This is a genomic window from Pseudomonas kitaguniensis, from assembly GCF_049199985.1.
GTDB classification, from domain to species: domain Bacteria; phylum Pseudomonadota; class Gammaproteobacteria; order Pseudomonadales; family Pseudomonadaceae; genus Aquipseudomonas; species Aquipseudomonas kitaguniensis.
This window is the reverse complement of record NZ_JBLZPT010000012.1, coordinates 122,654-144,917: the sequence shown is the minus strand read 5'-3', so window position 1 is coordinate 144,917 and position 22,264 is coordinate 122,654. Positions and strand designations below refer to the sequence as shown.

At 58.5% G+C, this 22,264-nt stretch carries 19 protein-coding genes; 10 read left to right on the top strand and 9 right to left on the bottom strand.

Annotated features, from left to right (window positions below; translation table 11 throughout):
* Positions 1-233 precede the first annotated feature (233 nt).
* The 4 genes from ACOZK9_RS16635 to ACOZK9_RS16620 form a co-directional block, all read right to left on the bottom strand.
* Positions 234-647 carry a SufE family protein gene (locus ACOZK9_RS16635; RefSeq protein WP_058412434.1) on the bottom strand — a complete coding sequence of 138 codons (414 nt, stop codon included), beginning with the start codon at positions 645-647 and terminating at the stop codon, positions 234-236.
* Positions 644-1,849, bottom strand: coding sequence for an aminotransferase class V-fold PLP-dependent enzyme (locus ACOZK9_RS16630; protein WP_058412433.1), 1,206 nt, complete (start codon positions 1,847-1,849; stop codon positions 644-646). The genes ACOZK9_RS16635 and ACOZK9_RS16630 overlap by 4 nt, the downstream gene beginning before the upstream one ends.
* A gap of 68 nt (positions 1,850-1,917) precedes the next feature.
* Positions 1,918-2,952 carry a 2,3,4,5-tetrahydropyridine-2,6-dicarboxylate N-succinyltransferase gene (dapD, locus tag ACOZK9_RS16625; protein ID WP_421556206.1) on the bottom strand — a complete coding sequence of 345 codons (1,035 nt, stop codon included), beginning with the start codon at positions 2,950-2,952 and terminating at the stop codon, positions 1,918-1,920.
* Between the two features lie 32 nt (positions 2,953-2,984).
* Positions 2,985-3,347 carry an ArsC family reductase gene (locus tag ACOZK9_RS16620; RefSeq protein WP_058412431.1) on the bottom strand — a complete coding sequence of 121 codons (363 nt, stop codon included), beginning with the start codon at positions 3,345-3,347 and terminating at the stop codon, positions 2,985-2,987.
* Positions 3,348-3,549: 202 nt separating this feature from the next.
* On the opposite strand from ACOZK9_RS16620, the gene ACOZK9_RS16615 reads away from it, so the two are divergent.
* On the top strand, positions 3,550-5,193 hold the full coding sequence (locus ACOZK9_RS16615; protein WP_122250997.1) for a Na+/H+ antiporter: 1,644 nt from the start codon (positions 3,550-3,552) through the stop codon (positions 5,191-5,193).
* A gap of 12 nt (positions 5,194-5,205) precedes the next feature.
* Here ACOZK9_RS16615 and ACOZK9_RS16610 read toward each other — a convergent pair whose 3' ends face one another.
* The 5 genes from ACOZK9_RS16610 to map all read right to left on the bottom strand — a co-directional run bounded on the left by ACOZK9_RS16610 (position 5,206) and on the right by map (position 11,838).
* The gene (locus ACOZK9_RS16610; RefSeq protein WP_122250996.1) at positions 5,206-5,937 is read right to left on the bottom strand and encodes a M12 family metallopeptidase; all 732 of its coding nucleotides are present in this window, start codon (positions 5,935-5,937) and stop codon (positions 5,206-5,208) included.
* Between the two features lie 178 nt (positions 5,938-6,115).
* A complete protein-coding gene (locus ACOZK9_RS16605) occupies positions 6,116-6,829 on the bottom strand; it encodes a M12 family metallopeptidase (RefSeq protein WP_421556205.1) in 714 nt (237 codons plus the stop codon).
* A 165-nt stretch (positions 6,830-6,994) separates the two neighbouring features.
* Positions 6,995-8,194, bottom strand: coding sequence for a succinyldiaminopimelate transaminase (gene dapC, locus ACOZK9_RS16600; protein WP_421556204.1), 1,200 nt, complete (start codon positions 8,192-8,194; stop codon positions 6,995-6,997).
* A 94-nt stretch (positions 8,195-8,288) separates the two neighbouring features.
* Entirely contained in the window at positions 8,289-10,991 is a 2,703-nt protein-coding gene (locus ACOZK9_RS16595; RefSeq protein ID WP_122250993.1) for a [protein-PII] uridylyltransferase, read from the bottom strand.
* 64 nt (positions 10,992-11,055) lie between these two features.
* Positions 11,056-11,838, bottom strand: a complete 783-nt coding sequence (gene map / locus ACOZK9_RS16590) for a type I methionyl aminopeptidase (RefSeq protein WP_058412425.1) — start codon at positions 11,836-11,838, stop codon at positions 11,056-11,058.
* 450 nt (positions 11,839-12,288) lie between these two features.
* On the opposite strand from map, the gene rpsB reads away from it, so the two are divergent.
* The 9 genes from rpsB (at position 12,289) to bamA (ending at position 22,237) form a co-directional block, all read left to right on the top strand.
* A complete protein-coding gene (gene rpsB / locus ACOZK9_RS16585; protein ID WP_058412424.1) occupies positions 12,289-13,026 on the top strand; it encodes a 30S ribosomal protein S2 in 738 nt (245 codons plus the stop codon).
* Positions 13,027-13,228: 202 nt separating this feature from the next.
* Positions 13,229-14,092, top strand: coding sequence for a translation elongation factor Ts (tsf, locus tag ACOZK9_RS16580; protein ID WP_058412423.1), 864 nt, complete (start codon positions 13,229-13,231; stop codon positions 14,090-14,092).
* A gap of 209 nt (positions 14,093-14,301) precedes the next feature.
* Positions 14,302-15,045: a UMP kinase gene (gene pyrH / locus ACOZK9_RS16575; RefSeq protein WP_003172271.1), complete on the top strand. Its 744-nt coding sequence runs from the start codon at positions 14,302-14,304 to the stop codon at positions 15,043-15,045.
* Positions 15,042-15,599, top strand: a complete 558-nt coding sequence (gene frr, locus ACOZK9_RS16570) for a ribosome recycling factor (RefSeq protein WP_058412422.1) — start codon at positions 15,042-15,044, stop codon at positions 15,597-15,599. The genes pyrH and frr overlap by 4 nt, the downstream gene beginning before the upstream one ends.
* Positions 15,600-15,616: 17 nt before the next feature.
* Positions 15,617-16,372 carry a polyprenyl diphosphate synthase gene (gene uppS, locus ACOZK9_RS16565; RefSeq protein WP_058412421.1) on the top strand — a complete coding sequence of 252 codons (756 nt, stop codon included), beginning with the start codon at positions 15,617-15,619 and terminating at the stop codon, positions 16,370-16,372.
* Complete coding sequence (locus ACOZK9_RS16560) at positions 16,373-17,182, top strand: phosphatidate cytidylyltransferase (protein ID WP_421556203.1); 810 nt, start codon at positions 16,373-16,375, stop codon at positions 17,180-17,182.
* Positions 17,179-18,369, top strand: coding sequence for a 1-deoxy-D-xylulose-5-phosphate reductoisomerase (gene ispC, locus ACOZK9_RS16555; RefSeq protein WP_058412419.1), 1,191 nt, complete (start codon positions 17,179-17,181; stop codon positions 18,367-18,369). The genes ACOZK9_RS16560 and ispC overlap by 4 nt, the downstream gene beginning before the upstream one ends.
* A 53-nt stretch (positions 18,370-18,422) precedes the next feature.
* Positions 18,423-19,775: a sigma E protease regulator RseP gene (rseP, locus tag ACOZK9_RS16550; RefSeq protein ID WP_058412418.1), complete on the top strand. Its 1,353-nt coding sequence runs from the start codon at positions 18,423-18,425 to the stop codon at positions 19,773-19,775.
* 74 nt (positions 19,776-19,849) lie between these two features.
* Positions 19,850-22,237, top strand: coding sequence for an outer membrane protein assembly factor BamA (gene bamA / locus ACOZK9_RS16545; protein WP_058412417.1), 2,388 nt, complete (start codon positions 19,850-19,852; stop codon positions 22,235-22,237).
* Positions 22,238-22,264 lie beyond the last annotated feature (27 nt).

Here is a 22,264-nt window from a genome sequence, read left to right as displayed (position 1 = left end):
GGGGGGGCGGGTGGGGGGGGTTTTTTTATATAAAAAATTTTTTCCCCCCCCCCCCCCCCCCCCCCCCCCCCCCCGCTCCCACAGTTGACTGCATTCTGCTTGGGAGATTGGGTCGGCTTCCGGGCCTTTTAAAAGTGACTCGCTGTAAAAGCGCAACCGATATAAGCCATCGCCCAAAAAACGGATATGCACTTAAAAAGTGTCAGTGGCTAACTGCATCACCGCTCCCACAATCAGTTCTGTATACGGCTCAAGTCTCGCATGCGCTGCAATACCGCATTCAAGCCATTACTGCGCGACACTGACAACTGCCGGGAAAGCCCCAGTTGATCGAACCAGTCGGGCAGGTCAACCCTCTGCAAATCGGCAGCCGACAGGCCGTTAACCCGCGCCAGCAGCAACGCCACCAAACCACGAATCATCCGCGCGTCGCTGCGCGCGGCAAATTGCCAATGGCCATCTTGCAGGCGGCCGACCAACCACACCAGGCTTTCGCAGCCCTGTACGAGGTTGGCGTCGACCTTATCCTCATCGGCCAGGGCCGGCAGCCGCTCGCCCCATTGCATCAACAGGCGCGCGCGTTGCTCCCAACTGCCGACTGCTTGAAAAGCCTCCAGCGCGCTGACTGCATCCACCGGCAAGCTCATCGCAACAGCTCCAGCGCTTGGTCGAGCGCTTCAAAAAAACGCTCCAGGTCGTCGGAATCGTTGTACAGCGCCAGCGACACACGAATCGCCCCCGACAAGTGCATCGCCTTGAGCAACGGCATTGCACAATGATGCCCGGCACGCACCGCAATACCTTGCTCGGTCAGCACGTGCGCGAGGTCGGCATTGTGCACGCCGTCCACCACAAAACTGGCCAACGCCACGTGCGGCGAACCCAGCACGCGCACGCCGTTGCGTGCTTTCAGCCCGCGCAGCAGGTAGTCGTGCAAGGCCGCTTCATGGGCGACCACGGCCTGTTGATCCAGCGAACTCAGGTAATCCAGCGTGGCGCCCAAGCCGATCACGCCGGCAATCGGCGGTGTGCCCGCTTCAAAACCCAGCGGCGCGGGGCGGAAACTGGCGCTGTGGTAGTCCGCCTGTTGCACCATCTCGCCGCCAAACTGCCAGTGGCGCAGGTGATGCAGGGCTTCGTTGCGCCCGTACAACACGCCGACGCCGTCCGGCCCGTAGAGCTTGTGGCTGGAGAATACGTAGAAATCGCAGCCCAGCGCCTGCACATCATGGCGGCCATGGACGATGCCTTGGGCACCATCCACCACGCTCAGTGCGCCGTGGGCCTTGGCCATTGCCAGCAAGGCTTCCAAGGGTTGCCAGGCGCCGAGTACGTTGGATAACTGGCTCACCGCCAGCAAGCGCGTGCGCGGGCCGATCAACCCGGCGGCGGCTTGAAGGTCAATCACGCCGTCCTCGCCCAGCGGCAATACCACCAGCGTGAGCGCGCGACGTTTGGCCAGTTGCTGCCAGGGCAGCAGGTTGGCGTGGTGTTCGAGGGCGCTGATAACAATTTCATCGCCGGCATTGAATAAGTGCTCAAGGCCATAGGCCAGGAGGTTCAGCGCAGAGGTTGCGCCGTGGGTAAAAACAATCTGCCCGCTGTCACCTGCGTTCAACCACTGCGCGACCTTGCTGCGACTGTCTTCAAAGGCCTGGGTAGCATGGGCGCCCGGCAAATGCTGGGCACGGTGCACATTGGCTGCGCCATTGGTGTAGTAGTGGCTGATCGCATCCAGCAGGGCTTGAGGTTTTTGCGTAGTGGCGGCGTTGTCCAGGTAGGTCTGGTCTTGCCGTTGCAGGGTGGCGATGGCCGGAAAATCAGCGCGCCAGGGGGAAGGCACAAGCATGGTGTTCAAGACTCGTATGGCGAGCCGCACCGCAAAGGCACGGCTCGCTAGTGGCATCGAGTGGATGCTTAGTTGTGAGCGTGCAGCGCTTCGTTCAGTTCGATAGCCGATTTGTGGGTTTTGCACTCCACGGCACCGGTCTCGGAGTTGCGGCGGAACAGCAGGTCGGGTTGGCCGGCCAATTCGCGGGCTTTAACCACCTTAACCAGTTGGTTTTGCTCGTCGAGCAGTGCAACTTTGGTCCCGGCAGTCACGTACAGGCCCGACTCTACGGTATTGCGGTCGCCCAACGGGATACCGATGCCGGCGTTGGCGCCGATCAGGCAGCCTTCGCCCACCTTGATCACGATGTTGCCGCCGCCCGACAGCGTGCCCATGGTGGAGCAGCCGCCGCCCAGGTCGGAGCCTTTGCCGACGAATACGCCAGCCGACACGCGGCCTTCGATCATGCCCGGGCCTTCGGTGCCGGCGTTGAAGTTGACGAAACCTTCGTGCATTACCGTGGTGCCTTCGCCCACGTAGGCGCCCAAGCGGATACGCGCGGCATCAGCGATACGCACGCCGGCCGGAACCACGTAGTCGGTCATTTTCGGGAACTTGTCTACCGAGAACACTTCCAGCAGCTCGCCACGCAGGCGCGCTTCGAGTTGGCGCTCAGCCAGTTCGCTGATGTCGATCGCGCCCTGGCTGGTCCACGCCACGTTCGGCAACTGCGGGAACACACCGGCCAGGCTCAGGCCGTGCGGCTTGACCAGGCGATGCGACAGCAGGTGCAACTTGAGGTAAGCCTCGGGCGTGGACGTCAGTGCCGCGTCTTCAGCCAACAGTGTGGCCACCAGCGGGGTGTGGCTTTCAGCCAGGCGGCTGAGCAAAGCCGCTTGAGCACTGTCGACGCCTTTAAGCGCGTCGGCCATTTGCAAGGCCTGGGTGACAGTAAATGTAATGGCCTGGTTGCCGTCGGTGTAACCAATGATCGGCGCGATGGCGTTGATGATTTCAGCCGACGGGTTGAGCAATGGTTGTGCGTAAAACACTTCCAGCCAAACACCTTGGCGGTTCTGAGTGCCGACGCCGAAGCCCAGGCTGAACAGGGAGTTGGACATGCTGTTACCTCTACAAAAATGGAAGGGCTGGCCTACGTAAGGGCTGCCGAATAACTATCTGGCTTGAAGCCAATCAGGGTTCTGTCGCCGAGATCGAGCACTGGGCGCTTGATCATCGAGGGTTGTGCGAGCATCAATTCAATGGCTTTCGACTGATCGAGATCGGCTTTGCGTTCGTCTTCGAGTTTGCGAAAGGTGGTGCCCGCACGGTTCAAAACCACCTGCCAACCGTGCTCGTTGCACCATTGGGTCAAGTGTTCGCGGTCGATACCGGCCGTTTTGTAGTCGTGGAACGCATAGCTCACAGCGTGCTCATCGAGCCAGGTGCGGGCCTTTTTCATGGTGTCGCAGGCTTTGATGCCAAAAAGGTGCAACGTTTTGCTTGAAGCGGTCAAGGAATTGCCCCCCTCTGATCTGATGCTGTGTACGAAAAAAACTAAAGATCACGGATTATGCCATGACCAGCGCGTTTGGGTGCCGCTCGTCACGGTCATGCAGCGCCTGGGTGGGTAACATAGCCGGGTAATATGGCACTTCAACGGCCAGTTGTTGCCAGATAGGTGTCGTTGCAAGCCGATTGTCCGGGAAACCCGCGTTATGCAAACCGCCTACACCGTTCTTATCTTGCTGATGCTGGTCAGCGTTTCGCGCCTTGTGGGGCGTGTCATTCCTCTGCCGTTACCCTTGGTGCAGATCGCCGCCGGCGCCTTGTTGGCCTGGCCGACGTTGGGCCTGCATGTGGCCCTGGACCCGGAGCTGTTCCTGTTTCTGTTCCTGCCGCCGCTGTTGTTCTCCGATGGTTGGCGCATGCCCAAGCGCGAGTTGTGGCGCCTGCGCGGGCCTATCCTGACGTTGGCGGTGGGGTTGGTGCTGTTCACGGTGGTCGGCGCCGGTTATTTCATTCATTGGCTATTGCCTGCAATTCCACTGCCGGTTGCCTTCGCCCTGGCGGCTGTTTTATCACCGACCGATGCCGTGGCGGTGTCAGCTATTTCCCAAAATCGTTTGCCCAAGCCGCTGATGCATATGCTGCAGGGCGAAGCCTTGATGAATGATGCCTCGGGCCTGGTGACGTTCAAGTTCGCGCTGGCGGCGGCGCTGACCGGCGTGTTTTCCCTGGCGGATGCCAGCCTGACCTTTGTGCTGGTGGCGGTGGGTGGCCTGGCCGTCGGCGTGGCATTGAGCTGGTTGGTCGGCCGGTTGCGTGCCTGGATGATCGCGCGGGGCTGGGACGACCCGGCCACCCACGTGGTGTTCATGTTGCTGCTGCCGTTCGCCGCGTATGTGTTGGCTGAACGCCTGGGCGCATCGGGTATTTTGTCGGCGGTAGCGGCGGGGATGATGCAAAGCTGGCTCGACTTGCTGCCACGCCAAACCAGCACACGCTTGCTCAATCGCAGTGTCTGGTCGCTGTTGGAGTTTGCGTTCAACGGCCTGATCTTCCTGTTATTGGGCCTGCAGTTGCCGGACATCATCAAGGCGGTGGTGAGCCATGAGCCGACGCTGTGGCCAACCCTGTTGTATCGCTGCCTGGAAGTGATTGCGATTTTTATGGTGCTGGTCGTGCTGCGGTTTATCTGGGTGCAAAGCATCTGGCGGCTGTCGGGTTTGCTGCGCCGCCTTCGTGGCAAAAGCGAGTTGACCATGGTGCCGACGGCCCGTTCCTGCTGGCTGTTGACCGTTGGCGGCGTGCGCGGTGCAGTGACGCTGGCGGGTGTGATGTCGGTGCCTTTGCTGTTGGCGCCGGGGCAGGATTTCCCGGAGCGCGATCTGCTGATCTTTATTGCTGCCGGGGTGATTTTGCTGTCGTTGATTTCCGCCTGCATCGCCTTGCCCTTGCTGTTGCGCGGTATCGAAAAAAGCCCGGATGAGCAGCGTCACAATGAAGTGCGCGAGGCGTGGAAAAAAACCGCGGTGGCCGCCATTCATGCCCTGGAAGCTCAGGAACCGACAGAAACCGAAAGCCAGGACGCCGCTCAGGCCGCGCTGGCGACCGAGCTGAAGGCGCGTTTGATGTCGGAATATCGCCACCAGTTAGACGTGTTCAACGACTCGGCCGAAGCCCAGGCGCTGGCGCAGCAGATGGACCAGCTTGAGCGCAGGCTGCGGCTCAGGGCCTTGCGCGCACAACGGTTGGAGTTGTACAGCTTGAGCCGCCATCACCAGATTGGTGATGACGTGTTGCGCGAGGTGTTGGCGGACCTGGATATGAGTGAGGCGAACCTTGGTTTGCAGAAGTAGTTCACTGCTGGCCTAAGGCTGTTCCGGTTGTGGATAGGCCTTGTGTGCCCAGGCAATGTCCCCGTCGCTGATCTCCCAAGACTCACTTTGGCCCCAATTGCCATCAGTCATGCTCGGTTCAACCTCGTAGTGCATGACCGAGTCGGGGTCGTAAGGCAGAAAATCGTAGGTGCTGCTGCGAGGCAGCGGCAGCAGGTTTTTTTCCATATCCTGCTCGTTCAAATAGCCCCTAAGCTTGTAGCTTGCAGCTATTTTCTTGATGTCCCAAGGGATATAGGCTTCGGGATGTTGGTGGGCATGATGGGCACCCAGCATGTGCCCGAACTCATGCATCACCACGTATTCAAACCTCGGGTCCGCATGGTTCCTGGGCAGGTACATGCTGGGGTACCAGGGTTTTTCTTTGGCGTCAGTCCCTAATTTCGATGATCCGCCGGCGTCGCCCGCAAGATTCTGCGAGATGCGCACATCACCTTCGTCGCCGCTCACGAATTCAAACTTCAGATTGATATGCGGCAACCAGTGGCTGGCGGCTTTTATGACTGCCTGCACGTATTCATCGTCGATTTCGTAATCATACAGAGCAATCTTGAGTGTACTGTGTTGCGGCCAATATTTGCCCGGCTCACCGATATTGCGCCGTCTCCTGGAAAGACTTTGGGTGTGGGTGTCTAAACTGTCAGGTTCAATGGACGGCTCGCAGTGGCGAGGATAAACAGGCAGCGGTGGCAAGTTATTGATCATCAGTGACACTCAACGGGTTGGATATACACATGTTTATTCGACCTGAGCCTGGAGAGATTCCTGGCCTATTGTTTGTGGTTACGCACCTGTGATGAATGAGGGTCTACACGTGCACTGCACTGCGTAATGTTGGGGGTAGTGATACAGGGCTACTGACCTGGCAGCCCTGCAATAAGCATCAGGGTAGTGGTGATACAGAGGTGGGAGGATAAAGAAATGTCATGAAATTTTTATCGCCTTCTGATAGCTCCTCGTTGAAACCGACTTGACTCCCATCGTTTGTTACCGAAGGCAGAACTTTGTAGTGCATAATTGAAGCGGCGTCATACGCTGATTGGGTTGTGGTTGTTGGGTCGTGTGGTTTTAAAAAATTTTCATAGGTGTCCGCGTCTGAAATATTATCCAGTGCGGCGGCCTTATACAGCTTTCCCGTGTCCCACTTTATAGTGTTATCCGGGTGTTGGTGTTCATGCTCAAGGCCCAGTGCGTGACCGAACTCATGCCGTATTGACTGGTTCAATAAATCAGCTGTTTGAACGAGGTCAATGTGCATCGTAGGGTCGCCGATTGGAAGTGTTTTTGCCTCCGTGCCTATGGCTGACCAACACCCGCCAGCATCTTTTTTTCCGGATATCCTGATATCGCCATCATTGCTGTTGATGAAATCAAATTTCAAATTAGTGTAAGGCTGCCAAAGGTTTATATTTTTTTTAATGTAGTCTTTTGCGCCGTCAGGCATGTCAAACATGGAGATGGTAATGGTTGAGTTTTGTGGCCATAGATACGCGGTAGTGGCGATGCCACGGGCTTGTCTGATTGCTTCGGTTGGCGCTGTTTGAAGGGGAAAGAATGCAGGGGTGGTGTACAAGTCAAGCGTGGCGTTAACAGTCATCATTATTCCAGTGGAGGTGTAAGTGAAGTTAGTTAAGCAATAACGGCCTTGCACACCTTGCGTGGTGTGTTCTAAATGTTCAGTTCCATTAACAGCGATTATAAGGCGCCGTTAACGGCGCCTGTCTAACCCGCACCGCGTTGCACGGTGCGGGTATTGAAGCAGTTACTGCTTGCGCTGGATAAACGCGCGAATCCGCTCGGCCGCTTCCACGCATTCAGCCAGCGGCGCGACCAGCGCCATGCGCACGCGACCGGCGCCAGGGTTAACGCCGTCGACTTCGCGTGACAGGAACGAACCCGGTACCACGGTTACGTGTTCCTCCACGAACAAGTCCCGGCAAAACGCAGCATCATCTCCATTCACATTCGGCCACAGGTAAAACCCGCCGTCCGGGCTTTGCACGTCCAGCACCGGCTTCAGAATCGCCAGCACCGCGTCGAACTTTTCGCGGTACAGGTCACGGTTGGCCAGCACGTGGGCTTCGTCTTGCCAGGCGGCGACGCTGGCCAGTTGGGTTTGCACCGGCATCGCGCAGCCGTGGTAGGTGCGGTACAACAAAAATGCCTTGAGGATAGCCGCGTCGCCGGCCACAAAGCCCGAACGCAGGCCTGGCAGGTTGGAGCGCTTGGACAAGCTGTGAAACACCACGCAACGCTTGAAGTCAGTGCGGCCCAGCTCGACGCAGGCGCTCAGCAGGCCCGGCGGCGGCGTTTGCTCGTCGAAGTACAGCTCGCTGTAGCACTCGTCGGCGGCGATGACGAAGTCGTGTTCGTCCGCCAGGGCGATGAGTTTTTTCAGCGTGTCGACGGGGATCAGTGCGCCGGTAGGGTTGCCTGGCGAGCACAGAAACAGGATCTGGCAGCGTTTCCAGACGTCCGCAGACACGGCGTCAAAGTCCGGGTTGAAGCCGTTTTCATCCAGGCACGGCAGGTAATGCGGCGTGGCACCTGCAAGGAAGGCGGCACCTTCGTAGATCTGGTAGAACGGGTTCGGGCTCACCACCAATGCGTCGTCGCTGCGGTTGACCACGGTCTGGGTAAAGGCGAACAGCGCTTCGCGCGTGCCGTTGACCGGCAGGATGTTGCGCGCCGGGTCCAGCCAGCCCTTGGGCACATTGAAGCGGCGCTCGCACCAGGCGCCAATCGCCTCACGCAAGGCCGGGATGCCCAGCGTGGAGGGGTAAACCGCCATCTGGTCGAGGTTATCAGCCAATGCCTGGGCAACAAATGCCGGGGATTTGTGTTTGGGCTCGCCAATCGACAACGCAATCGGGCGTTTGTCCGGGTTCGGCGTGACGCTGCCCAGCAGGGCGCGCAATTTTTCGAACGGGTAGGGCTGCAACTGGTTCAGAGCGTTGTTCATGATGTTCTCTGTCAGGATGAACGCTGACCCTGTGGGAGTTGGCTTGCCTGCGATGGCATTGCTGCCACAGGAATCGCGTTCACAACGTTAAAATTCAAATCGTCAGGCGTGTCAGCTCGACGCCAGGCTCCTGGGTCACGCTCAATTGCTGGACGATTGCTGCCTGCAAACGTCGGCACAGCTCTGGGTCGGACAGTGGTTGGTTGTCGGCATCGGTGATAAAGAACACGTCTTCCACGCGCTCGCCGAGGGTTGCAATCTTGGCATTCTGCAACGACAGGTCGAACTCCAGGAAAATCCCGCCAATGCGCGCCAGCAAGCCTGGGCGGTCCGGCGCGCTGAGTTCGAGCACCGTGACCGGGCGCTGGGCGTCGTTGGAAATGGTCACTTGGGGCGCAAACGCAAAGTGCTTGAGTTGGCGCGGCACCCGGCGCTGGATAATGGTCGGGTAGTCGTCGGGGTTGCGCAGGGCTTCGGTGAGGCCTTCGCGAATTTTTTTAACCCGCGCGGGGTTGTCGCCAATCGAGTCGCCGTCGGTGTCGAGCACAATATAGGTGTCGAGAGTGAACTGGCTGCTTGAGGTGATAACCCGGGCGTCATGGATGTTCAGGTTTAGCTGGTCCATGGCGGCCACGGTCACCGCGAAGAAGTCGTGCTGGTCCGGTGCGTAGATGAAAATCTGCGTGCCGCCCTCGAATTCACGTTGGGTGGTTTCCTTGATCAGCACCAACGGGCCGCCATCAGCCGGCTGTTGCAGAATCGCGTCACTGTGCCAGGCCACGTCGCCCGCGGTGTGGCGCAGAAAGTAATCATCGCCCAGTTGCGACCACAACTGCTCGACGTCGTCCGGGTCGTTGCCACCGCGCACCAGTATGTCCAGGGCCGCGCTTTGGGTGCGGCGGATCTGCTCTTCGCGGTCCACCGGGTTTTCCAGGCCACGGCGCAACGCGCGCTTGGTCTCGGTGTAGAGCTGGCGCAACAGGCTGGCGCGCCACGAGTTCCACAGGGTCGGGTTGGTGGCGTTGATGTCGGATACCGTCAGCACGTACAGGTAGTCGAGGTGCGTTTCGTCGCCGACGATTTGCGCAAAATCGTGGATCACCTGCGGGTCTGACAAGTCCTTGCGCTGGGCGGTGGTCGACATCACCAAGTGGTTCTGCACCAGCCAGACGATCAGACGGCTGTCCCACGCGGGCAGTTGATGGCGCTGGCAGAACGCTTCTGCGTCGACCGCGCCGACTTCCGAATGGTCGCCGTGACGGCCCTTGCCAATGTCGTGGTACAGACCGGCCAGGTAAATCAGCTCGGGCTTGGGCAGCCGCGCCATGAGCTTGCTGGCCAGCGGGAATTTCTCTGAGACCTGGGTGTACTGCAACTTGCGCAGGTGTTTGATCAGGTTCAGGGTGTGCGCGTCCACGGTATAGATGTGGAACAGGTCGTGCTGCATTTGCCCGACGATAAAGCCGAACTCCGGCAGGTAGCGCCCCAGAATGCCGTAGCGGTTCATCCGGCGCAGGTTGCGGTGGATGCCGATGCGGCACTTGAACAGCTCGATAAACAGGCTGGTATTGCGAATGTCGTTGCGGAAGTCGTCGTCGATCAGGTGCCGGTTTTCGCGCAGCAGGCGGATGGTGTCGGCGCGCACGCCTTTGATTTCCGGCTGTTGGGCCATCAGCACGAAGATTTCCAGCATCGCGAACGGGGTGCGCTTGAACACGTTGTCGTTGCGCGCCTCGATATAGCCGTCGTGCAACTGGAAGCGCGAGTTGATCGGTTGCGGTGGCGCCTCGTCTTCGGGGGCCAATATCACTTCTTCGAAGTGCTGAATGATCAAGTCACTGAGCTGGGCAATGCTCATGACCACCCGGTAATACTGTTGCATGAAGCTTTCGATGCTGGTTTTGGCATCTTCGCTTTCATAGCCCAGCAGGGTCGCGATAGAGCGCTGATGGTCGAACAGCAGGCGGTCTTCGGAACGCCCGGCGAGCATGTGCAGGGCGTAGCGCACCTTCCACAAAAACTCTTGGGACGAGGCCAGCAACGCGTTCTCGCTTTCCACCAGAAAACCTTCGCCTGCCAGGGCGCGCAGGTTCAGCGTGCCGTATTGGCGGCGGGCCACCCACAGGATCGTCTGGATGTCGCGCAGCCCGCCCGGCGAGCCTTTGACGTTGGGCTCCAGGTTGTATTCGGTGTCGTTGTACTTGTGGTGCCGGGCTTTTTGCTCGGCGCGCTTGGCCAGGAAGAAATCCTTGCTTGGCCACATATGCGCAGTACTGGTGACTTCGAGCATGCGCTGGCGCAGGCGTTCGGGGCCAGCGATGGTGCGGCTTTCCATCAGGTTGGTGATGATGGTCAGGTCGGCGCGGGCCTCTTCGGCGCATTCGTCTACCGAGCGCACGCTCTGGCCGACTTCCAGGCCGATGTCCCACAGCAGCGTCAGAAACCGCTCGATGGAATCGCGAAAAATCTCATGATCGGCGCTGTCGAGCAGAATCAGCAAGTCGATGTCGGAGTAAGGGTGCAGCTCGCCACGCCCATAGCCGCCGACCGCCACCAGGGCGATGTCGGCGTCTTCGCTCCAACTGAACTGTTCCCAGGCTTTTTGCAGGATATTGTCGACGAACCAGGCGCGGTCCTCGATCAGCCGACGAATGTCCCGGCCCTTGCGAAAGCGCTCATCAAGCACCTCGCGCGCCTGACGGATAGCCTTCTTGAAGGCTGCGATGGGGCTTGCCTTCAGTGCCAGTTCGGCCTGGAACTGGCCGCGGTCGAAGAGTTCGGGATCCACCTGGGGCATCGATCGGCTTTCCTTTCTATCTATCAGTCGGTCACAACACGGAGTGGGAAAACCAGGGCCAGCCTTACGCCGAAATACGCGGGATTGTGTCGTCGGCGCGCAGGGTGAAAATTTCGTAACCGGTGTCGGTCACCAGCAGGGTATGTTCCCACTGCGCCGACAGCTTGCGGTCTTTGGTGATGGCGGTCCAGCCGTCGCCCAGCACTTTGGTGTCGGCTTTGCCCTGGTTGATCATCGGCTCGATGGTGAAGGTCATGCCGGCTTTCAGTTCCATGCCGGTGCCGGCGCGGCCGTAGTGCAGGATCTGCGGTTCTTCGTGGAACACCTTGCCGATGCCATGGCCGCAGAACTCGCGCACCACCGAGAAGCCGTTCTTTTCAGCGTGCTTCTGGATCACTTCACCAATATCGCCCAGGCGGCAGCCGGGTTTGACGATTTCGATGGCCTTGTACATGCATTCCTGGGTGATCTGCGACAGGCGCTCGGCCCAGACCGGTACCGTGCCGACGTGGAACATGCGGCTGGTGTCGCCGTGGTAGCCGTCTTTGATCACGGTGACGTCGATGTTCAGGGTGTCGCCATCTTTGAGCGGCTTGTCGCCCGGGATGCCGTGGCACACCACGTGGTTGATCGAGGTGCAGATCGACTTGGGGAAGCCTTTGTAGTTCAGCGGAGCAGGGATGGCTTTTTGCACGTCAACTATATAGTCGTGGCACAGGCGGTCCAGGGTTTCGGTGGTGACGCCTGGCTTGACGTGTTCGGCGATCATTTCCAGCACGTCGGCAGCCAGTTTGCCGGCGACGCGCATGCCGGCGATGTCTTCGGCGGTTTTCAAGGTAACGGTCATACAGGCTCTCTCTAGCGCGACGCGCTGAAATCAATACGGTTTACGGGCGTGCGACAAAAGGTTAAAGAATTCGCACAAGCCCCAAAAAACGTGATTCTACCAGACGTGGGTGGCAAATTATGAGCGCCTGGTGATCGCTTCTTTCTATAGGCATCAGTATCGAGCTGCCTGCATCGTGAGCAAGCCTGCTTCCACATAGGCCTGGAGGCTATAAAATGGGGCTTGTTGGGGCTATTCAAAGGGTTACGCAAAAGCGTCACGCGGCAACTGTGAATTCGGGTTTCGTTTTTGTCCTTCGTATGGTATAAAATGCGCCGCTTTCCGGGGATACCCCGCGAAGCTTAAATCCACACACGTGTCGACACGATGACCTGGGTGCCGGAGGCCTTGAAGCCGCTGGTTGGTCATTGGGATACGTGGAGGCCAAACCCGACTTATTAAGGAACTATCATGTCCCAAGTCAACATGCGCGATATGCTGAAGGCCGGTGTGCACTTCGGTCACCAGACCCGTTACTGGAACCCGAAAATGGGTAAATACATTTTCGGCGCGCGTAACAAGATCCACATTATCAACCTTGAAAAAACCCTGCCAATGTTCAACGAAGCTTTGACTTTCGTAGAGCGTCTGGCCCAAGGCAAAAACAAGATTCTGTTCGTTGGCACCAAGCGTTCCGCTGGCAAGATCGTTGCTGAAGAAGCAGCACGTTGCGGTTCGCCGTACGTCGATCACCGCTGGTTGGGCGGCATGCTGACCAACTTCAAAACCATCCGTGCTTCCATCAAGCGTCTGCGTGACCTTGAAATCCAGGCCGAAGACGGTACGTTCGCCAAGCTGACCAAGAAAGAGGCGCTGATGCGCACTCGCGATCTGGAAAAGCTCGATCGTTCCCTGGGTGGTATCAAGGACATGGGCGGTCTGCCTGACGCACTGTTCGTTATCGACGTTGATCACGAGCGCATCGCGATCACCGAAGCCAACAAACTGGGCATCCCGGTTATCGGCGTAGTCGATACCAACAGCAGCCCGGAAGGCGTTGACTACATCATCCCAGGCAACGATGACGCAATCCGCGCTATCCAGTTGTACATGGGTTCGATGGCTGACGCTGTAATCCGTGGTCGCAACCACGTTGCTGGTGGTACCGAGCAGTTCGTTGAAGAAGCTCCGGTAGCTGCCGCTGAGTAACTGACGCCCTGGCGTTGACTCAGTAAGCAAAAAGGGGGCTTGGCCCCCTTTTTGCCACCTCGAAAACCGTTTGTTGGCGCCCACGTGTGGCGGTGCATCATTGCTCTGTCATGTGCAGCGGCCTACAACGGAGATTCGGGAAGAATTGATCGCCCGTTTGATCGGGTGGAATGGTTGAAAACCTATCCAAGAGGATTTTGAAATGGCAGAGATTACTGCAGCGTTGGTTAAAGAACTGCGTGAGCGTACTGGCGAAGGCATGATGGATTGCAAAAAGGCCTTGACCAAGGCTGGCGGCGACATCGAAAAAGCTATTGATGACATGCGTGCTTCCGGCGCCATCAAAGCTGCCAAGAAAGCAGGCAACGTAGCGGCTGAAGGCGCTATCGCTCTGGTTGAAGACGGTAAAGCCGCCGTTCTGCTGGAAGTGAACTCGCAGACCGACTTCCTGGCTCTGCAGGACGACTTCAAGGCATTCGTTGCTGCCAGCGTCAAAAAAGCATTCGACGACAAGCTGACAACTGTTGAGCCGTTGATCGAAGCTCAAGAAGCTGATCGCCTGGTACTGGTCGGCAAGGTTGGCGAAAACGTCAACATCCGTCGTCTGGCTCGCATCGAAGGTGATGTGGTTGGCGGTTACCTGCACGGTAACAAGATCGGCGTTGTAGTTGCCCTTAAAGGCGGCGACGTTGAACTGGCCAAAGACATCGCTATGCACGTAGCGGCCAGCAACCCTGAATTCCTGCTGCCATCGGAAGTGTCCGCTGACGCAATCGAGCGCGAAAAAGCCGTGTTCCTGAGCCTCAACGCTGACAAGATCGCCGGCAAGCCGGAAAACATCGTTGAAAACATGATCAAAGGCCGTATCAGCAAGTTCCTGGCTGAAGCGAGCCTGGTTGAGCAGGCGTTCGTCAAGAACCCTGAGATCAAAGTGGGCGAACTGGCCAAAAAAGCCGGTGCAGAAATCGTTTCCTTCACCTACTACAAAGTGGGCGACGGCATCGAGAAGCCGGTCGACAACTTCGCTGAAGAAGTTGCTGCCCAGCTGGCTGCCGCCAAGCAATAAGACAGTTTTTAACTGTCGCCGAAAGAGGCTGCCCGCTCACGCGCGCAGCCTCTTTTCAAATGGGAAGGCCGATTTTATTTGGATTCCTATCGGAACTGGCTTACAAAGCCGTGTTCCGATGGCGCTGTGACAGCGTCCAGCTAGAGTGAACGCAAGCCGTAAACGGCTCGCCAAGAATTTTTAAAAATACGCCGCAGGAGAGATTCGCAATGGCTCAGCAGGGCAGTGGTTATCAAGCTCGCTATAAACGCATTCTACTCAAGCTTAGCGGCGAGGCCCTGATGGGCTCGGAAGAGTTCGGGATTGATCCCAAGGTGCTCGACCGCATGGCGCTGGAAGTCGGCCAATTGGTCGGTATCGGCGTCCAGGTCGGCCTGGTGATCGGCGGTGGCAACCTGTTCCGTGGTGCGGCACTCAGTGCGGCCGGTATGGATCGGGTCACCGGTGATCACATGGGCATGCTGGCCACTGTGATGAACGCCTTGGCCATGCGTGACGCCCTGGAGCGTGCCAACATCTCGGCAATCGTGATGTCGGCTATTTCCATGGTCGGCGTGACCGATCACTATGATCGCCGCAAGGCCATGCGCCACTTGAACGCCAAGGAAGTGGTGATCTTCGCTGCGGGTACCGGTAACCCGTTCTTCACCACGGACTCGGCTGCGTGCCTGCGCGCCATCGAAATTGATGCCGACGTAGTGCTCAAGGCCACCAAGGTGGATGGCGTTTACACCGCAGACCCATTCAAAGACCCGCATGCCGAGAAGTTCGATCATCTGACTTACGATGAAGTACTGGATCGCAAGCTGGGCGTGATGGACCTGACGGCTATTTGCCTGTGTCGCGACCACAAGATGCCATTGCGCGTATTTAACATGAACAAGCCCGGCGCCCTGCTGAACATCGTACACGGCGGCGCGGAAGGGACTCTGATCGAGGAAGGCCAACAATGATCAACGAAATCAAGAAAGACGCTCAAGAGCGCATGCACAAATCGCTGGATTCTCTGAACCACGCTTTTGGGCAGATCCGTACGGGCAAGGCCCACCCGAGCATTTTGGGTAGCGTGATGGTGCCGTACTACGGCACAGACACTTCCATCACCCAAGTTGCCAACATCACTGTGAAAGACTCGCGCACCCTGCAAGTCGTGGCCTTCGAGCGCAACATGCTCGGCGCCGTCGACAAGGCAATCCAGAGCGCCGGCCTGAACCTCAACCCGACCAACCTCGGCGAGTTGCTGTTGATCTCGATGCCGGCCCTGACTGAAGAAACCCGCAAGGGCTTCACCAAGCAGGCGCGCAGCGCAGCGGAAGATGCACGCGTTGCCGTGCGTAACATCCGTCGTGATGCGTTGGGTGACCTGAAAAAATTGGTCAAGGACAAAGAAATCAGCGAAGACGAAGAGCGTCGCGCCGTCGCCGACATCGACAAGCTGACCAAAGATGCCGAGGCCCAGATCACCAAGGCCACGGAAGAAAAAGAAAAGGACCTGATGGCCGTATAAGGGGTCAGGACGCCTTCATGGAAAAGACCAAGCAGACTGTACCTTCCGTGGTGCCGCGCCATGTCGCGATCATCATGGATGGGAATAATCGCTGGGCGAAAAAACGCTTTATGCCGGGTGTTGCCGGGCATAAAGCGGGTGTCGATGCGGTGCGCGCCGTGATTGAGGTGTGTGCCGAGGCCAAGGTCGAAGTATTGACGCTGTTTGCCTTCTCCAGCGAGAACTGGCAGCGCCCGGCCGAAGAAGTCAGTGCCCTCATGGACCTGTTCTTCAAGGCCCTGCGTCGTGAGGCCAAGCGCCTCAACGACAACAATATCAGCCTGCGGATCATTGGTGATCGCTCGCGGTTCCACCCGGAACTGCAAGCGGCCATGCGCGAAGCTGAGGCGATCACCGCGGGTGCCAATCGTTTTGTGCTGCAAATTGCAGCCAACTACGGTGGCCAGTGGGACATCGCCCAGGCTGCGCAGCGGCTTGCCCGCGAAGTGCAGGCCGGTCATCTACGGCCGGACGACATTACGCCCGACCTGCTGCAAACCTGCCTGGTGACGGGCGACTTGCCGTTGCCGGACTTGTGCATCCGTACCGGTGGCGAGCACCGCATCAGCAACTTCCTGCTGTGGCAGTTGGCTTACACCGAGCTGTACTTCTCCGACCTGTTCTGGCCGGACTTCAAACACGATGCCATGCGTAATGCGCTGGCCGATTTCGCTTCCCGTCAGCGTCGCTTCGGTAAAACGAGCGAGCAGATAGAAGCTGGAGCCCGGGTTTAAATGCTTAAACAACGAATCATCACAGCACTTATCCTGCTACCGATTGCCTTGTGTGGTTTCTTCCTGCTCAACGGTTCCAGCTTTGCGCTGTTTATCGGCCTGGTCGTGACCTTGGGTGCTTGGGAATGGGCGCGCCTGGCGGGTTTCAGCGCTCAATTACCGCGTGTGGTGTACGCCGCTGTCGTGGCGCTGTTGCTGTTCCTGATGCATACCCTGTCGAGCATTGTGGTGCCTTGGGTGTTGGGCGCGGCGGTGCTGTGGTGGGCGCTGGCGACCTTCCTGGTACTCACCTATCCGCGCACCAGTGGCCATTGGTCGAGTGTGGCCAGCAAGCTGGTGATTGGCTTGTTGATTCTGCTGCCGGCCTGGCAAGGGCTGGTCGAGATCAAAAATTCGCCGATGGGCAATTGGCTGATCATGGCGGTAATGGTGCTGGTGTGGGGCGCTGATATTGGCGCTTACTTCTCGGGTCGAGCCTTCGGCAAGCGCAAACTGGCGCCGGCCGTCAGCCCTGGCAAGAGCTGGGAAGGCGTTTACGGCGGCCTGGCATTGACCTTGCTGATCACGCTGGTGGTGGGGGTGCTGCGTGACTGGGCGCTGAAGGAAATCCTCCTGGCCTTGTTGGGCACCGCCATTGTTGTATTTATCTCGGTGGTGGGCGACCTCACTGAAAGCATGTTCAAGCGCCAAGCCGGGGTCAAGGACAGCAGCAACCTGCTGCCGGGTCATGGCGGCGTGCTCGACCGAATCGACAGCCTCACCGCAGCGATCCCTATCTTTGCCGTGCTGCTGTGGATGACCGCTTCGTGAGCCGTTTGCAACAGGTGACGGTATTGGGTGCGACCGGCTCGGTTGGGCTGAGCACCCTGGATGTGATCGCTCGCCACCCGGACCGCTATCAAGTGTTTGCCCTGACCGGCTTTACGCGTTTACCTGAACTGCTCGCGCTGTGTGCGCGCCACACGCCACGCTTTGCTGTGGTGCCTGAGGCGGCTGCAGCGCGTGGTTTGCAGGCAGAGCTGCGGGCTGCCGGCCTTGCCACGCAAGTGTTGGTGGGCGAGGAGGGCTTGTGCCAGGTGTCGGCCGATGCCGAGGTCGATACCGTGGTCGCAGCCATTGTGGGGGCTGCAGGTTTGCGTCCTACGCTGGCGGCGGTTGATGCCGGCAAGAAGATTTTGCTGGCCAACAAAGAAGCGCTGGTGATGTCCGGCACACTCTTTATGCAGGCGGTACGCAACAGCGGCGCCGTGCTGCTGCCGCTGGACAGCGAGCACAACGCGATTTTCCAATGCATGCCCGGTGATTTTGCGCGTGGCCTGAGCCAAGTCGGTGTGCGGCGGATTCTTCTTACGGCATCCGGCGGGCCTTTCCGTCAAACTCCGTTGGCCGAGCTGGAGCACGTGTCTCCCGATCAGGCCTGTGCGCACCCGAACTGGTCCATGGGGCGCAAAATTTCGGTGGATTCGGCGAGCATGATGAACAAGGGCCTGGAACTGATCGAGGCGTGTTGGCTGTTCGACGCCCGGCCAGATCAGGTCGAGGTGGTTATCCATCCACAAAGTGTGATTCATTCCCTGGTCGACTACGTGGACGGTTCGGTATTGGCGCAATTGGGTAACCCCGATATGCGCACGCCAATCGCCAACGCCCTGGCGTGGCCGCAGCGGATTGATTCCGGTGTGGCACCCCTGGATCTGTTCGCGATTGCGCGGTTGGACTTCGAAGCACCGGACGAACAGCGCTTTCCGTGTTTACGCCTGGCGCGGCATGCTGCGCAGGCGGGCAACAGTGCGCCAGCGATGCTCAATGCGGCCAACGAAGTCGCGGTGGCGGCGTTTCTCGAACGGCGAATCCGCTTTCCGCAGATCGCGAGTATCATTGAGGACGTTTTGAGCCTTGAGCCGGTCGTGCCAGTAAATGATTTGGGCGCAGTGTTCGAAGCTGATACAAAAGCCCGGGCGCTGGCCGAGCAATGGTTGAACCGCAACGCGCGTTAGTCTTGGGGCAGGTTTGAGCCTTGAGGCACTGGATTGGAATGCGGAGAAATTAGATGAGTGCGCTCTACATGATTGTCGGCACCCTGGTCGCTCTGGGTGTTTTGGTGACCTTCCACGAGTTCGGCCACTTCTGGGTGGCACGTCGTTGTGGCGTCAAGGTACTGCGCTTTTCCGTCGGTTTCGGCATGCCGTTGCTACGCTGGCACGACCGTCGTGGCACCGAGTTCGTGATTGCGGCCATCCCGCTGGGCGGCTACGTCAAGATGCTCGACGAGCGCGAAGGCGAAGTGCCCGCGGAGCAACTGGACCAGTCCTTCAATCGCAAGACCGTGGGTCAGCGTATCGCTATCGTGGCAGCCGGGCCGATTGCCAACTTCCTGTTGGCGATGCTGTTCTTCTGGGTATTGGCCATGCTGGGCAGCCAGCAGGTGCGCCCGGTGATCGGCGCGGTCGAAGCGGACAGCATGGCGGCCAAGGCCGGGCTGGTCGCTGGGCAGGAAATTGTTTCTATTGATGGCGAGCCGACCACGGGCTGGGGCGCCGTCAATTTGCAGTTGGTGCGCCGCATGGGTGAAAGCGGCACCATCAACGTGCTGGTGCGCGAGCAGGATTCGACTGCCGAAACCCCGCGCGAGCTGACCCTGGATCACTGGCTCAAAGGGGCGGACGAACCCGACCCGATCAAGTCGCTGGGGATTCGCCCATGGCGTCCGTCGCTGCCGCCGGTGCTCGCCGAGCTGGATTCTAAAGGCCCGGCGCAGGCCGCAGGTCTGAAAACCGGCGACCGCTTGCTGGCTCTTGATGGTCAGCCGCTGGGCGACTGGCAGCAAGTGGTCGACCTGGTGCGTGTACGTCCTGATACCAAAATTGTGCTGAAAGTTGAGCGCGATGGTGCTCAAATCGACGTCCCTGTGACCCTGGCGGTTCGCGGGGAAGCCAAGGCGGCCGGGGGTTACCTCGGCGCCGGGGTCAAGGGTGTCGAATGGCCGCCATCGATGGTGCGCGAGGTCAGCTTCGGGCCTGTAGCGGCGATTGGCGAGGGTGCAAAACGCACTTGGACCATGAGTGTGCTGACCCTCGAATCGCTCAAGAAAATGTTGTTCGGCGAGCTCTCGGTAAAAAACTTGAGTGGACCGATAACCATTGCTAAAGTGGCGGGCGCTTCTGCCCAGTCGGGTGTCGCGGATTTCCTGAATTTCCTGGCTTATCTGAGTATTAGCCTTGGAGTTCTGAATTTGCTGCCCATTCCTGTATTGGATGGGGGGCATCTGTTGTTTTATCTGGTCGAGTGGGTGCGTGGTCGCCCCTTGTCGGATCGGGTGCAGGGTTGGGGGATACAGATCGGTATCAGTTTGGTGGTCGGAGTGATGTTGTTAGCTCTGGTCAACGATCTGGGACGACTGTAACGCTTCGCTGAATTGCGAATCTGCCGCATTTTGCGGCAGTTTGTTTATTGCCAGTTGGAATAAGAAAGGACTTCATGAAACGTCTGCTGCTAACTGCGGTTCTCACCGTATTGATGATCGCCGAAGTTCACGCCGAGTCCTTCACTATCTCCGATATTCGCGTCAACGGCCTCCAGCGGGTTTCCGCCGGTAGCGTCTTTGGTGCCTTGCCGTTGAACGTCGGGGAACAGGCGGATGATCGTCGCCTGGTGGAATCCACTCGTGCGCTGTTCAAAACCGGGTTCTTTCAAGATATCCAGCTGGGTCGCGAAGGCAACGTCCTGGTCATCACCGTCGTTGAGCGACCTTCTGTCGCCAGTATCGAGATCGAGGGCAACAAAGCGATCTCCACTGAAGACTTGATGAAGGGCCTCAAGCAATCCGGTCTGGCCGAGGGCGAGATCTTCCAGCGCGCTACCCTTGAGGGTGTGCGTAACGAACTGCAACGCCAGTACGTTGCCCAAGGTCGCTACTCCGCGAGCGTGGAAACCGAAGTGATCCCGCAGCCTCGTAACCGTGTCGGCCTTAAGGTCAACATCAACGAAGGCACCGTGGCGGCGATTCAGCACATCAACGTGGTGGGTAACACCAAGTTCGCTGATGACGACCTGATCGACCTGTTCGAGCTGAAGACTACCAACTGGTTGTCGTTCTTCAAGAACGACGACAAGTACGCCCGTGAAAAACTGTCCGGTGACCTGGAGCGTCTGCGTTCCTACTACCTGGACCGCGGCTATATCAATATGGATATCGCTTCGACCCAGGTGTCCATCACCCCTGACAAAAAGCACGTCTACATTACCGTCAACGTCAACGAAGGCGAGAAGTACACCGTTCGTGACGTAAAACTCAGCGGCGACCTGAAAGTACCTGAAGACCAGGTCAAGGCGCTGTTGCTGGTGCAGAAGAACCAGGTGTTCTCGCGCAAGCTGATGACCACCACGTCCGAACTGATCACCCGTCGTCTGGGCAACGAAGGCTATACCTTCGCCAACGTTAACGGCGTGCCGACCCCGCACGATGATGACCACACCGTGGACGTCACCTTTGTCGTCGACCCCGGCAAGCGTGCCTACGTTAACCGCATCAACTTCCGTGGCAACACCAAGTCTGCCGACGAAGTGCTGCGCCGCGAGATGCGCCAGATGGAAGGTGGCTGGGCGTCGACTTACTTGATCGACCAGTCCAAGACACGTCTTGAGCGCCTGGGCTTCTTCAAGGAAGTCAACGTCGAAACCCCGGCCGTACCGGGTGTGGATGACCAGGTTGACGTGAACTACGCGGTTGAAGAGCAAGCCTCGGGTTCGATCACCGCCAGCGTCGGTTTCGCACAGAGTGCCGGCCTGATCCTCGGTGGTTCGATCACCCAGAACAACTTCCTTGGTACCGGTAACAAGGTTTCCATCGGTCTTACGCGCAGCGAATACCAGAGCCGCTATAACTTCGGTTATGTCGACCCCTACTGGACTGCTGACGGTGTGAGCCTGGGCTATAACGCCTTCTACCGCACCACCGACTACGACAAGCTCAACACCGAACTGGCGAGCTACGCTATCGATAGTTTTGGTGCCGGTGTGAACATCGGCTACCCGATCAGCGAAACGTCGCGCCTGACCTTTGGCTTGACCGCGCAACAGGACAAGATCAAGACCGGTGTTTACACCGTGGACGAAATCTTCAACTTCACGCAGAAAGAGGGTGATCAGTTCCTGAACTTCAAGGCTTCGGCCGGTTGGTCGGAATCGACCCTGAACAAAGGTGTACTGGCGACCCGTGGCCATTCCCAGAGCTTGACTGCGGAAGTCACAACACCGGGCAGCGACCTGTCGTTCTTCAAGCTCGACTACCGTGGCCAGTTGTTCCAGCCGCTGAGCGATAACTACACCATGCGCCTGCACACTGAGCTGGGTTATGGCGACGGTTATGGTTCCACCAGTGGTCTGCCGTTCTACGAGAACTACTATGCAGGTGGTTTCAACTCGGTTCGTGGCTTCAAGGACAGCACTTTGGGCCCGCGTGGTACGCCAAGCCGTGGTGAAGCGATCACCGGTAACCGCGGCACCATCGCGGACTCCGACAACGACGCTACGCCATTCGGTGGTAACGTGTTGATCCAGGGTGGTGCGGAGATTCTGTTCCCGCTGCCATTCGTCAAGGACCAGCGTTCGTTGCGTACTTCGGTCTTCTGGGACGTGGGTAACGTATTCGACTCCAAGTGCCAGCAGGTCAGCAACCCGAGCGGCGTGAAGTCTCAGACTCAGTGCAACGACGTGAGCCTCAGCAACATGGCAAGCTCCGTTGGTGTTGGCGTGACCTGGGTGACCGCGCTTGGCCCATTGAGCTTTGCTCTGGCCATGCCGATCAAGAAACCGGATAACGCTGAAACCCAGATTTTCCAATTCTCCCTCGGCCAGACGTTCTAAGCGTCTGACCCAAGATAACGACAACGG

What these genes read in the sequence shown, in the direction of transcription:
- ACOZK9_RS16635 (WP_058412434.1), bottom strand. Translation starts at nt 647, where the DNA reads ATGAGCTTGCCGGTGGATGCAGTCAGCGCGCTGGAGGCTTTTCAAGCA.
- ACOZK9_RS16630 (WP_058412433.1), bottom strand. Translation starts at nt 1,849, where the DNA reads ATGCTTGTGCCTTCCCCCTGGCGCGCTGATTTTCCGGCCATCGCCACC.
- dapD (WP_421556206.1), bottom strand. Translation starts at nt 2,952, where the DNA reads ATGTCCAACTCCCTGTTCAGCCTGGGCTTCGGCGTCGGCACTCAGAAC.
- ACOZK9_RS16615 (WP_122250997.1), top strand. Translation starts at nt 3,550, where the DNA reads ATGCAAACCGCCTACACCGTTCTTATCTTGCTGATGCTGGTCAGCGTT.
- ACOZK9_RS16610 (WP_122250996.1), bottom strand. Translation starts at nt 5,937, where the DNA reads ATGATCAATAACTTGCCACCGCTGCCTGTTTATCCTCGCCACTGCGAG.
- ACOZK9_RS16605 (WP_421556205.1), bottom strand. Translation starts at nt 6,829, where the DNA reads ATGACTGTTAACGCCACGCTTGACTTGTACACCACCCCTGCATTCTTT.
- dapC (WP_421556204.1), bottom strand. Translation starts at nt 8,194, where the DNA reads ATGAACAACGCTCTGAACCAGTTGCAGCCCTACCCGTTCGAAAAATTG.
- ACOZK9_RS16595 (WP_122250993.1), bottom strand. Translation starts at nt 10,991, where the DNA reads ATGCCCCAGGTGGATCCCGAACTCTTCGACCGCGGCCAGTTCCAGGCC.
- map (WP_058412425.1), bottom strand. Translation starts at nt 11,838, where the DNA reads ATGACCGTTACCTTGAAAACCGCCGAAGACATCGCCGGCATGCGCGTC.
- rpsB (WP_058412424.1), top strand. Translation starts at nt 12,289, where the DNA reads ATGTCCCAAGTCAACATGCGCGATATGCTGAAGGCCGGTGTGCACTTC.
- tsf (WP_058412423.1), top strand. Translation starts at nt 13,229, where the DNA reads ATGGCAGAGATTACTGCAGCGTTGGTTAAAGAACTGCGTGAGCGTACT.
- pyrH (WP_003172271.1), top strand. Translation starts at nt 14,302, where the DNA reads ATGGCTCAGCAGGGCAGTGGTTATCAAGCTCGCTATAAACGCATTCTA.
- frr (WP_058412422.1), top strand. Translation starts at nt 15,042, where the DNA reads ATGATCAACGAAATCAAGAAAGACGCTCAAGAGCGCATGCACAAATCG.
- uppS (WP_058412421.1), top strand. Translation starts at nt 15,617, where the DNA reads ATGGAAAAGACCAAGCAGACTGTACCTTCCGTGGTGCCGCGCCATGTC.
- ACOZK9_RS16560 (WP_421556203.1), top strand. Translation starts at nt 16,373, where the DNA reads ATGCTTAAACAACGAATCATCACAGCACTTATCCTGCTACCGATTGCC.
- rseP (WP_058412418.1), top strand. Translation starts at nt 18,423, where the DNA reads ATGAGTGCGCTCTACATGATTGTCGGCACCCTGGTCGCTCTGGGTGTT.
- bamA (WP_058412417.1), top strand. Translation starts at nt 19,850, where the DNA reads ATGAAACGTCTGCTGCTAACTGCGGTTCTCACCGTATTGATGATCGCC.